General features: G+C 36.9%; 9 protein-coding genes and 1 pseudogene. All 10 read right to left on the bottom strand.

Annotation, left to right across the window (positions count from 1 at the left end; translation table 11 throughout):
• Positions 1-243: 243 nt before the first annotated feature.
• Positions 244-924 (bottom strand): tyrosine-type recombinase/integrase, encoded by a 681-nt coding sequence (locus OOZ15_RS19225; RefSeq protein ID WP_323053955.1) that lies wholly within the window; start codon positions 922-924, stop codon positions 244-246.
• Positions 913-1179, bottom strand: a pseudogene (locus tag OOZ15_RS20195) (Arm DNA-binding domain-containing protein); the annotation flags it as partial. The pseudogene OOZ15_RS20195 and the gene OOZ15_RS19225, both read right to left, overlap by 12 nt.
• A 277-nt stretch (positions 1180-1456) precedes the next feature.
• Positions 1457-2242 (bottom strand): phosphatase PAP2 family protein, encoded by a 786-nt coding sequence (locus OOZ15_RS19220; protein ID WP_265958071.1) that lies wholly within the window; start codon positions 2240-2242, stop codon positions 1457-1459.
• Positions 2243-2526: 284 nt separating this feature from the next.
• On the bottom strand, positions 2527-3426 hold the full coding sequence (locus tag OOZ15_RS19215; protein WP_265958070.1) for an SDR family oxidoreductase: 900 nt from the start codon (positions 3424-3426) through the stop codon (positions 2527-2529).
• A 23-nt stretch (positions 3427-3449) separates the two neighbouring features.
• Positions 3450-5924 (bottom strand): TonB-dependent receptor domain-containing protein, encoded by a 2475-nt coding sequence (locus tag OOZ15_RS19210; protein WP_265958069.1) that lies wholly within the window; start codon positions 5922-5924, stop codon positions 3450-3452.
• A gap of 115 nt (positions 5925-6039) precedes the next feature.
• The gene (locus OOZ15_RS19205; RefSeq protein ID WP_265958068.1) at positions 6040-6633 is read right to left on the bottom strand and encodes a phosphatase PAP2 family protein; all 594 of its coding nucleotides are present in this window, start codon (positions 6631-6633) and stop codon (positions 6040-6042) included.
• Positions 6634-6638: 5 nt separating this feature from the next.
• Positions 6639-7682 carry a glycosyltransferase family 9 protein gene (locus tag OOZ15_RS19200; RefSeq protein ID WP_265958067.1) on the bottom strand — a complete coding sequence of 348 codons (1044 nt, stop codon included), beginning with the start codon at positions 7680-7682 and terminating at the stop codon, positions 6639-6641.
• 200 nt (positions 7683-7882) lie between these two features.
• Positions 7883-8719: a DUF4249 domain-containing protein gene (locus tag OOZ15_RS19195; RefSeq protein ID WP_265958066.1), complete on the bottom strand. Its 837-nt coding sequence runs from the start codon at positions 8717-8719 to the stop codon at positions 7883-7885.
• A 4-nt stretch (positions 8720-8723) separates the two neighbouring features.
• Positions 8724-11132 (bottom strand): TonB-dependent receptor, encoded by a 2409-nt coding sequence (locus OOZ15_RS19190; protein WP_323053954.1) that lies wholly within the window; start codon positions 11130-11132, stop codon positions 8724-8726.
• Between the two features lie 513 nt (positions 11133-11645).
• Positions 11646-12668, bottom strand: a complete 1023-nt coding sequence (locus OOZ15_RS19185) for a helix-turn-helix domain-containing protein (protein WP_265958065.1) — start codon at positions 12666-12668, stop codon at positions 11646-11648.
• Positions 12669-12831 lie beyond the last annotated feature (163 nt).

Raw genomic sequence — 12831 nt, 5'->3', positions numbered from 1 at the left:
TGTTCGGCATCCCGAAGGGCTCGGCCTTGCAAATGCGGTTGGCGTGTGGCTACCTTTGCCAATGGTTTGGGATGCATTGCTAACAATTGGCAAAATTTGAAAATGTTTGGTTGGAATTGATGACAAAGAGTAGAATTGGAATGAAAGAAAAGAAACATTATGAAGTATAATAGAAATGTAGAAGTCTAATCTTCGTGGCAAAACAAATCAAACGTAAAGTTGAAAGTTTGTACGATGTATGAATTAAAAATTGATAACGCTATCGAGAGCTGTATCGGCTTCTTTGTGTATAAAATTGGCCTGATAATTCAGAGTAGTCTTTAGATCACTGTGTCGATAGAGCTTCTGCAACATTAATGGATGTATAGCGTCTCCCGCAATATTCCCAAACGAATGTCTGGCAATATGCATTGTGATTTTTTTTCGGATACCTGCTTTTAAGGCGATTTGTTTTAAATTACCATTGATCTTTCTGGCAGCTGTTTTGATTTTGTTATACACATCCTTGGCATCGGACAAGTTTGCTTTTCTCATCTCGGGGAATATGAAATCATCATCGTGGAATCGAACCGCCACATATTCCTCTAAAATTTTGGCTGCTTTGCTAGGGATTTTTAGAGAGAGTAATTTCTTGTTTTTACCCATTCTATAATGCAACCGGCCATCATATATTTGTGACCATCGGGTAAATAGTACATCTGAAATCCGCATACCGGCGAAATAAAAGCTATACAACCAAATGTTTAAAGAGTGCCTCTCTACAGAGGAGAGATTCTCAATGGTTTCGAGGGCTTTTATTTCTTGCTGATTCAGCCCTGTTTTTTCGGCTTGTAAAGCTTCTAAGTGTTCTTTTGCATAGTCAAAGAAGGAGAGACTGGAAGTTGGTTTGTAAATCTCTTTTTTTATTTGATGAGCGGAATACACTTTGTCATTAGTTTGGAGATTAATAAGTCCTTTTTTGGCTTCTGTTAACTTCGATGTCAGAAGAGTATTTATGTTTTCTGAATTAGGATGGGATTTTTTGACTTCCTTGTTTATATCATCCCAATCTTACATGTCAATATAATGCCCGATAAGTTTATAGCTGGAACGTCTGTTTAGGGTAATTCTAATGGCAAGGGGGTATTGTCCAACAGCGTTGGGGTTTTTCCGTAAGACTATTTTTGCGCTTGCTGACATAGTTGACCTGCTTTTCCTACGAAAGTCAAATCAGGTACAACATTTGAGTAGCCCCAAAAAATTCACCTTAAAGATACGAAATTCCCCGTATTTTCAGGTACAACAATAGGTACAACAAATGTTGATTTCACCTGATATTCAATGACTTTAAAGAAAATTAACAAAACACATAAGTCATTGTAAATGAGCTTATTTTATTTGTTTTGGTCAAAAATAAACTCTTCTTGCTATTAATACGAAATGAACTAATTTGACGCTATTTTTTAACATAAACACATCAGAATTTCAATGATAATCCCAATCCATATTCTCTTCCATTATAAAAAGGCATAACAATTCCAGTTGTTTTTTCCTTGTCTTTGAAAATTGTTTTCTTAATTAATGGATGAATCCAATAAGCAATTTTGGTGCTTAAAATTCCGATCCCCGCACCTGTGGCAACATCGGTAAGCCAATGCTTTTCGTTGTATATTCTAAAAAGACCGGTGCCAGCAGCGACCACATAACCGGTAATGCCATACCAAACCGATACATCTTTATATTCTTGATATAAAAATTCGGCACCCATAAAAGCCGTAGCCGTATGCCCCGAAGGAAACGAGTTTGTGGAGGAGCCATCTGGTCTGGTAACATTTGTGGTTTTTTTTAGGATGTTTACAGAGCCACCCATAATAATATATGCCGTTGCCAAAACGATGGTTCGATCTTTAAAATTATTTTTTCCTTGTATGCCCATCGCATTTAATGCATATACAGATAAAAACGGACTGTACTGAGAAAAATCGTCGATGTTTAATTTCCTATCATCATACCCTCTAAAATCATTTTTTGCACTGGTATTAATATCTTTTAAAGTAGAGCTTGTAAGACCAACAACTCCATATCCGATTAAAGCAGTTGGAATTATGAGTGATTTGTATTTAATATTTTTCCTGTTTTTTGTCGAGTCAATTGAAACGTTTTGCTCTTGAACCTTTATATTTATTGAGTCCATTGAAGTGTTTTGTCCGTTAACCTTTAAAACGGATAATAATAGAAAAAGCACAATTATTGTTTTATTCATTTTAGTTTTATTTAAAGTAGTAACTTTATTACCAACCTGTCAATCCAATAAAGGATAGACCAGGCAGTGACTTGATTAGTTGCTATTAACCAATCAAAGGGTAATTTTCATACATACATTTTACGTAGTAGATCTAAAACATTTGAAATACCGAACCTATATCGGTTTTAAAGACATACTTTTCCAGCTCATTGCTATTTTTTAAGAATTATATTTTCTGTGAGATTTAATTTGTATAACCATAATCTTAGAAAGTAAGGTGTGTTCTTGCTTGGATTTGTTCTTTACCCAACACTGCTCAAAAAATTCCAAATAAAAGTTTCCTCCAGATATTGTTTCACAGATAGGGGCTTTCGACCCAATAGTTTTTCCATTTGTAAACCGTCACTTTCCAATTCCCCCTGTCTTGTAGCTGCGGAGAACCCACCAATCATTTTAGCACATCTTTTAGACATTCCTTGGTCAATTACAGTATTAAAAAATGCATCTAAACTAGGGCTTAAATAGGTGATGTTTTTACCTGTGATTTGAGAAATATACTCTGCAATTTCTGAAAACGAATAACTATCTCCGGATACACTATACGTCTTATTTTTATGCCCCGTTGAGATTAAAACCTTGGCTGCCGTTTCCGCCATTTCACTTCGTAGTGCAAATCCTATTTTCCCATTACCGGCTGGCAGGTAAATACCATTTTTAAAAATGTTCTCACCCAAAAATGAAGGCAATATGTCCATATATAACCCATTTCGCAATATGGTATAACTCATACCACTTGCTTTAATGGCATTTTCTGTTGCTAAATGGGAACTTAGTATAAACTCAATAAGGGAAAAATTAACTTCTTTATGCTCCTGGCTTGTGTAAAGAATATCCTTAATTCCAGATTCTACAGCCGCATTCACAACTTTAATATGCTGCTCACTACGGTTTTCCAGTTCGTCACTTGAAACAAAAAGTAGTTTGTCAATACCAGAAAAGGCCTTCAACATTGAACTGTAGTTGTTATAATCTCCGAATACAATATTTACATTCAAAGACTTTAATTTCTCTACCTTAGTATTATCCTTGGCCATTGCATAAATCAAACTTTCATTCACCCCATTTTTGATCAATGATTCAATAACGGCATACCCATAATGACCAGTAGCTCCCGTTACTATTATTTTATCTTTTTTTGTCATTTGTCCATTCACTTTTTAATCAGCTAAGATTCGTCATAATCTTCATCGTCGCCATCATCACCATCATCACGATGTTCTATGGTATTTTTAAATCTATAGGTAAACGTAAGGTTGATTTGACGCTCAAAGTATTGGTATTCAGATTTAGAGAGGAAACTTGTATTATAGGCTTCTCGGCGACTAACTCTTGAGTTGAATAGATCGGAAACATTAAGGTTTATTGCTCCTCTGCCATTAAATAATTCTTTATTTACCGATACATTTGCCACAAAAATATCGCGTCTTGTGGTGTTGGCTTCTTTAAAGGGAGCATCATATTGAATGCCTATTTGCAAATCGATATCCTCGGGCAAGGTAATCTTTGGCGATAATCGCGCAAACCAACTGGATGAAGTGGTATTTAGTGATTGCCTCTGCGTAATAAGGTCACTGTTGTCATTGGAATCTGGAATAGTATTGTCAAAGCTGGCGTTTTGCTCAAAACGATACCAGTTTAAAGTACCATTGACCCGTAACCAATTTGCTGGGCTGTAAATGGATGATACTTCAATACCATATCTGTTTTCCGTACCTACATTTAATGGTCTGGTAATCAATATGGGGATGTTTTCTTCATTTACCATACCTGAATTGGTAGTTATGAGTTGAACAATATCTTCGGAATATTGATAATACCCTATGGTTTCCAACGATACTTGATCCCAGTTTTTAGCATACCCTAACTCAAAAGAATTTGTAAAAACAGGGTCTAAATCCGGGTTTCCTGAAAGAAGGCTCAAATCGTTGGAATAGCCTGAAAATGGATTTAATTCACGAAAGCTAGGGCGACTTATACGTCGGCCATAGCTCGTTTTGAGTCCACTGGTTTCAGTAAGTTGATAGCCCAGATGGAATGAAGGAAACAGGTTGCTGTAGTTTTTACCAAAGCTTACATCGGCCGTAAATTGCGTAACATCGATATTGGTAATTTCCAAGCGCAGACCGGCAAGTATAGTAAACTTATCAAAGGTATTGGCGTATTGCGAATACGCGGCGTAAATATCTTCGCCATAATCCATTCGATTGCTTAAGTTGGTGTCAAGTTCCCATATACTGGTGCTGGTATTAAAATTTTCAACTATTGAATTGAATTTTATGGTACGCATGGTACTGCGGTAGCCTGTTTCAAAACTACCGGTTTCAGAAAACGGAAACACATAATCCGCTTGTATCAATAAATTGCGTTGGCGTTCTTCGGTTGCGGTGCGGTCTTGGGCATCCTCAAAATTTCCAAAGCTATAGGTATCGTTAAAGATTGCCGATTCTATTTCTGTATTGCTGTCATACTTGGCTTCAACAATCAACAAATGTTCTTCATCTTCATCAAAAATGGATTTATAAGTCAGTGTGTACTCGTCACTGGCATCTTCTTCCAATTCCCTCTCGTCACGTAATCTTGTACTTATCAAAGTTCTATCAACATCAAAGGTGTTAAAAGTGGAAAGCCCGTTGTTGTCATTATCTTCATTGGCATATAAGCCCATAAAAGTGAGTGTGTGTTTTTCGTTAAAATAGTAATCGACCCCTAGAGCTAATGTATATTCCGATCCGCCACGGGTGATGTCCTGACTTTGGGTTAAAAATCCTGTTGCTGTGCCTGTGGTTTCGTCTAAAAATGTCGTGTTTGCTGATTCGTTACCTGGGCGTTTTGAATCTTCGAAATTGACGTTTGCAAAAACGTTGAATTTATTTGTCCGGTAGTTTAAGTTACCTCCAATACCGAAGGTTTCGGGTACTCCCATAACTGCCTGAACCGAACCGTTAAACCCTAGATTCCTTCCTTTTTTAAGAATGATATTGATAATCCCTGAAGCACCTTCGGCATCATACCGTGCGGATGGGTTGGTTATAATTTCGATACTCTCCACAGCATTGGAAGATAGGCGTTCTAACCCTTGGGCGTCACTAATGCCCACTAATCCAGATGGTTTGCCATTTACCAAAATACGTACATTGCTATTACCTCTAAGGGTAATAGCACCATCTACTGAAACCGAAACTGAAGGCACATTATTTAAAGCTTGAAGTACATTTGTGCTTTGCGCTGTCAAGTCTTGACCAATGTTATAGATCTTTTTGTCAAGTTTGTTTTCAAATAGACCTTTCTCGCCCTTTATAATAACTTCACTTAGCGATTGCGTATCTTCCGAAAGATAGAGTATCCCCAAATCCAGATCCTCCTCAATCCTTTTATTATCCAGAGAAAATGGTTTGAAGCCCATAAACTCAATTTTTATTGTGTACGTTCCTTTCTCCACTTCAATCGAGAAGTTCCCATTTTCGTCTGTGATTCCCCCGTATTTTGGGTTTGGCTGTCCTGTTTCTGTAAAGGAAACAGTGGCGTACTCTAATGGCGTATTGGTTTCCTTTTGCAGTATTTTTCCTGTTACTATAATTTTAGCATTGCTGTACATCAATGATGTGGTTAAAAAAAGCAAGAGTGTTATTGTCCTAATCATTATTTATGATATTTTGTGTGTTGTTCTTTTCCTCATGGTATGCCGTAATCAGTATGACCGACTCAAAATTTTTCTCCATATCCTTTGTTTTTTAAGTAATCTTTCCCAATAGACATTAAAATTTGTAGGTTAAACCTATTGTAGGGGTGTTTTCAATAAAGCCTGAAGAAATTACTAGCTTCTTTTCCCCATCATACTTTTGGGTGAACAAATAACTCATCCCAACACCTATCGCAGCACCCGCTAGCACATCCACGCCATCGTGCTTGTTTGCTTCAATCCTTGTATATCCAACATATCCTGCCAAGAGGTAGGCAGGAATGCCATATTCCCAACCGTATCTTTTCTGCACAAATGCAGCACTAGCAAATGCAACAGAAGTATGACCAGATGGAAAACTATTGTTGTTTTCACCATTCGGCCGCTCTTTGTTTATGACTAGTTTTAAACCATACGTTAATGCAATAGTGCCAGCTAGGGCTTTGGAAAATTGATAAGTTCCTTTTTGACCATCTTTCCAAATGAATGTAGAACCCAAAGCCAAAGCTGGCATTGCACCAAGCAAAACATCTCCTGCAATCTTATGGGTCTTTTGAGGTGAAGTCAGCGGCTCCACCTGCCCATACGTTACTGACGAACTCAAAAATAAAAGCGCAACCAGAGCTCTAGAACCGTACATACTTCCCTGTAAAATTTTGATGTTACCCATACGTCTCAAGCTGAAGTGTTTAGATTTGGATATAGCGTATTTTTAACAAATACTATCAATGCATCGATTTCTACCTCATTGATGTTTACGGCGACACTACCCTCGTTGTAAGGCTTGTATTTTTCTGTATCCGTAACTGAGAATAAACCAATGGTAGGGGTAAGGGACGAGCTGGCCAGATGCATTACTCCGCTATCGGCTCCAATGAAAACATCTGTATTTGCAATCATGGCCGCCAATTCCCTTACATCGTTGGAATACAAAGCAGGGGCTCTGAAACCAATCTTAGAGATATTTTCTTTTGGAAGTACTTCAATAATGTTTACCTCTGGAAATGCTTTCTGTAGATGTTCATATAGATTAAGCCACCATGTTTCTGTATAGGATTTGGTATCAGTAGTATGTGTGTATAAGCAAATGGTCGGTTGTGCGTTTTGGACGATGTCATATACCAAACTGCCGCCATGTATCAGTTCATCATTCGCAAGTCTCAAGTCCAAGCTGGCCGGCATCGCATCATTTGCCTTAACCCCTATAGTGGGCAAAAACTCCCTCAAGGAATAGATCACTTGCTTAGCAATATGTCTTTCTTTTTTATCCGTACCCCTATCACCTACAAACTTGAAGCTTGCATTGGAAATGCTAGTAAATAATCTTCCAGAACAAGATTCCATCACGGCATTTATGGCCAGATCATATTTCTTGCTTCTAAACCCTACAAATGTTCTTATGTACTTTATGGGATTTTTGAAGGGATTCCGCGGAAGTTCAATAACTTGGTCAACGTTATCATAATTTTGATATAGTTGGATTGCACAGGATTGGTTTACCAGCAGATCGATCTCGCTATTCGGGAATGTGGATTCCAACTTCTGGACCAAAGGTGAAAGCAACAGTAAGTTTCCTAATCTATGATTCGGTCTGCAAATTAGGATCCTTTCGATAGCATCATTAGTACTGACCGTTTTACCTATCTTGTTTTTAAAACTACCGGTAAGATGCCTAAATGCTTTCCTCGTTATAGCATTGATGAATTTTTTCGGGTTCATTTATAAAATTTTTGTGTTGAGCTTTCTAAGAGTTCATCGGATTCCCACGCATTTTCTATCTGCGGGAAATGGATGGAAAAATAGAGGTGGTTCGGGGTGCGTATTCAAAATTTATTGGTGTAAATAAATTTTGTTCATTCAATCATCAATAGTTCCAAATACGCATTTGTGTCCCTTAAAACCACCTTTTTATCCTACTGCTAATCAATCGTATATGATGTCGTATCAAATTCACTTAGCCTAAAAAAGCCCAATACTTCCTCGTTGGAATCATTGACATTGGTACAGTTTCCCTTTAACTGTACCGGGGTAGTTGGAAAAGGCCCGGCTTCATCACTTCCAGATTGTTGGATCAATATGTTCAAATAGTCATAATATCGTTGTGAAATACCATACACATTAATACCTACAGTTGCTCCAGCAACATAGTTTTCATTATCGTTCTCAATAAAATTTTCATTGCCATCTGTAAATTCATCGCTAATAACTGCAAGGGACGGCAGTGGTAAATTAGACGGAGTAAATTCGCCTAAATAATAATTTCCAACATCTCCGGGGTCGTCAAAAAATACTTGAAGCTGAATTTCTGTGTCATCACCAGAACCTTCAATGCTTTGCTCAATTCGATTAATAATAGGTGCTGCAATTAAGGTTTCGGTTGCTGTGTAGGAGTTGCCGTTGTAAAGAATTTCCAAAGTGTACGATGCGTTTAATTCCGGAACAAAATCGGTTGCTGTGTAACTACCATTATTCTGGTCGGCAAACACAAATAGTGACCCGTCGTTTTCTTTGGTTACTGTTACTGAAGCACCCGTAACAGGGACATCTGGATTGTTATCAAAAAAAGCGGTCGATTCTCTTAGATGAATGGTTTGTGTTTCTCCCAAAGTACCTTTTTGCCAGTTAATAGACGCATCAACCACCAATCGTGCGCCACCGTTTGGGACATTAACATCTATGACATCGGTACACGAGTTTAATAATCCTATTATTATAAGGAGTACCCCTAATTTGTTATATATATTTATATTTTTCATTGTTTTAAAATTTAAAGTTGTATGTTACTGAAGGAACAATACCAAATATGGCAGTACGAGTGGCTTCAGTTACGCCTGTCTCTTGATTTTGACCAAAAGAAATAGAGGCTGCATTTTTTCGGTTATAAGCGTTGTATATGCCAAATACCCATTCGCCTTGCCATTTTCTATTTTTATTTTTTCGAGGTGTTAAGGTTGCAGAAAGGTCTAGTCTGTGGTAGGCCGGCAATCGGTCTGCATTCCTTTCAGAATAAGTCGCTACGGATAATCCGTTGTATATAAACTGTCCGTCAGGATAGGTAACAGGTCGTCCTGTTTGGAATACCATATTAGCCCCAAATCGCCATTTTTCGTTGAGTTTGTAACTTCCAGTAAACGAAAAGTCGTGGGTTCTGTCCCAGTTAGAGTTATACCATTTCCCGTCGTTAATACCTAATCCGCCTGCTGCTCCGCCGGGTGTGCGCTGTTGCGATTTTGACCACGTATATGACAGCCAACCTGTAAAATCGCCTTTGTTTTTTCGCAATAAAAATTCTAATCCATATGCACGGGCTTCACCAGTTAAAATTTCGGTTTCTATGGTGTTTTGTGCTATAAGTTCTGCGCCATTGATATAATCTACCCTATTGTCGATAGTTTTGTAATAGGTTTCGGCTTCAATAGAAAACATATTTTCCTTGAAATTTCTGAAGTAGCCTACAGCATATTGGTCTGCAATTTGTGGTTCAATAAATTTTCCGCTAGGTGCCCAAACATCTAATGGCGTGGCTGATGTGGTGTTGGAAATTAAATGCAGGTATTGGGCCATTCGGTTATAACTTGCCTTAAAGGAAGACTTCTCGTTAAGCTGATATGAAAGTGCAAACCGAGGTTCTAAATTATTGAAGGTAGCTATGCTTTTTTCCTTACCGTAATTGGTACTGGAAATAGGGTCGGCACGCTCATAAATGCCTAATTCTTCGTTGTAAACTACGGGTAAATTATTGGCGTAATTGTTCAAGGTTTGCTCTCCTAGTCGATTAAAGTAACTAAAGCGCAAGCCATATTGAGCGGTGAGCTTATCAGAAATTTTATGTTCCAAACTTGCATATATTCCAGCTTCTAAAGCAAATTTGTTGTCTAATTTCTCTGGATTAACACCCGAAGTTGCATCTAAAGGATTGAGTCTCCCTGGATTAAAGTTGTAATAAATACTATTTACTCCAAAATCAAATTTTAATTTATCGCTTGCATAATACCCCAAGTCATAGCGCATATTATAATTGCTGATATCTGAGGTCCAATCAAGTCCTTCAATAGGAATTTCCAGGTTGTAATTATATCGACTGTATATTAAAGATACATTGGAGAATAACTTGTTATTAAAAATATGATTCCATCGCAGGTTTCCAGAAAGGTTTCCGTATGAATTAGTGAAAAGTCCTCCTAGGTTAAAGTTATCATTGCCTAAATAACCAGATAGATATAGTTTATTCTTCCCATCAATTTCATAATTTGTTTTCAGATTCAAATCGTAAAATCCAGCTCTGCTGTTTTCGTCAGCCAGAGCTAAAAATATATTTACATAAGAAGCTCTACCAGCCACTAGAAACGAACCTTTGTCTTTAAACATTGGCCCTTCCGCTGCCAAACGACTGGAAATAGCACCAATACCGCCAGTGAGTTCAAATTCTTTACTATTTCCGTCTTTTTGACGTATATCCAGTACCGAAGAAGCTCGCCCTCCAAAACGTGCGGGAATGCCTCCTTTATAAAGTTTAACATCCTTAATGGCATCAACATTAAATACTGAGAAGAAACCAAACAAATGGGAGGCGTTGTAAATAATTGCTTCATCCAAAAGAATTAGGTTTTGGTCTTCTGCACCACCGCGCACATTGAAGCCCGATGCACCTTCACCGGCGTTGGTAACACCTGGCAGCAATTGAATGGACTTGATCACATCTACCTCACCCAAAACAACAGGCATCTTTTTGATATCCTTAGTTGAGAGTTTTGCCACACTCATTTGTGGTGTGCGAAGGTCAACTTTCTTTGATTCTTCAGCTGTGATGACTACTTCATCTAATTGAGCGGCATCCTCTTTGATCTCAATGTTGAGGTTTTGATCAGAGCTAAGGTTTATAGCCCTTTCAAAAGTTGTAAATCCTAAATAGGAAATGGTTAAGGTATAATTACCTTCAGGCGCTGTGATAGAATAAAAACCATATTCGTTGGTCGTGCTTCCAATGGAAGTACCTTTTAAAAGGACAGTTGTCCCCAAGAGTGTTTCACCGTTGGCCACATCCTTCACTACACCACTAATTGTATATTTTGTTTGTGCAAAAAAGAATACTGGACACAACATCATCACCACAAATAAGGCCTGCCTTTTTCTTGACCTAAAGGGTTTTAATTGCTTTTTTTTTGTCATAATTACTAGAAATTTGAGATTAAGGTTTTCATTCAACCGGGGTAAAATTAGACTTACCTCCATAGAGATTAAAATGAAGTAGGTTTCAAATCCGCTTTCAGTACCTGTTTGTTATCAGAATGATTTTAACGTCCTGATTATTAGGTTTTTAAACTCTATTGATTGTGTAGTTTCAAAGGTTCTAAATGCGCTTCTCGCACTTAAAAAGCCGCCAACTGTAGAATTTGTGGCTTTTTTTTCGTTTTTAGAGTCGTGAGGATTTGTCTGTTTAAGTTTGAGCTGAAAAGTCATGGTAATCCAAAAACCCGCTGCAGATTGGGCAATACTATTTGAGGCTATCAATTCCAAATAGCCGTCAGAAATACTGCCATAATATCAATATTTGGCAATTGTATTTAAGGAAATAATCCGATATTCATCAGAAAGTGGAGGCTTCTTTAATTACTAAGAGGTATTCTGAAAGCGGATTTGGAACGTAATTCTTCTATGAAGAATAAAGAGAAAAGGTAATGCCTAAACTACTGAAGGTAATGCCTTTTTAAACTCACTGGGGGTAACCCCGTATATTTTTTTAAAGGTAGTGTTGAAAGAGGATTTGGATTTGAAACCAACTTCGTTGGCAATGCCCATAATAGAATAATTCTTGAACTTGTCATCCTTGAGACATTCTACAAATTCTTCAGCCCTGTACTTGTTCATGTAGTCCTGAAAATTGGATTTTAAGTACACATTCAAGACTTCAGATAAGTACTGTCTTGGAATACCCATCTTTTGAGCTACTTGGTTAACCGTTATATTGCTATTAGTATAAAGCTTCTCTTTATCCATGAGCCTTAAAAACTCCCTTTTATATACCTCTGCTTTGGATTTACTAAGACTTGAAGTTTTATAAGCCTTTGTATCAGCCTTTGGTAGTATAGATTTTGGTGATACAACAAGCTTAAATAAAATAATGTAGAGAAGTATTGCTGATAATCCAATAATTCCATAGGTTTCTATGAAGGAGAAATAATCATGACTTTTTGTTATAATAAATGAAATTTCGTCTATTAAGTTCAATAAAGCATAAGGCATTATAAATAACAGCATCCATCTTTCCTTTTTGTTTTTAATGATATCATAGATGGTAAAACCTAAATAAACTAATAGCGTTACGCCTATCAGAATTTCTCCTATTATTAACCATATGTTATTAACTAAGCTATTAACGTCTTCTACGATTTGAAGCGTAATAAAAAACAAATACGGAATAAAATAAAGAAGATCTCTAAGTTGAAATTTATTTTGTTTAGAATTGTGATACTTTATAAGTAAAAAGAACAGTGTAATGATTAATGGAGATTGGAAAAAATACCAATTAGCATTAGAAAAAAGCAGGTTAAAATCATCATCTCCGACAATGTTCAAAAGCAATGCAATAATTGACCCTAGAAGCAGGAAGAAATTTACCCGCTTGTAACTTTCTTGTTTAACGAACAGAACACTTAAAAGAAACAAGCCCTGAATAAGGGCGATTATTTGAATTATTTCTAACATAAATAACGGAACACTTTCTCTGAATTGGCTAAAATAATTCAAAAAAAAACTAAAATCGATTAAAAATTATAGAGGTCAGTAGTTAGTTACTTATCAATTTCGATTGATATACAACATCACTATTGACCATTTTGGTAATAAGGTTATTAAATATTGTTTCCTT

The sequence above is a fragment of the Galbibacter kalidii genome (assembly GCF_026241135.1).
In the GTDB taxonomy this organism is placed as follows: Bacteria; Bacteroidota; Bacteroidia; order Flavobacteriales; family Flavobacteriaceae; genus Galbibacter.
This window is presented reverse-complemented; position numbering and strand designations above follow the sequence as displayed.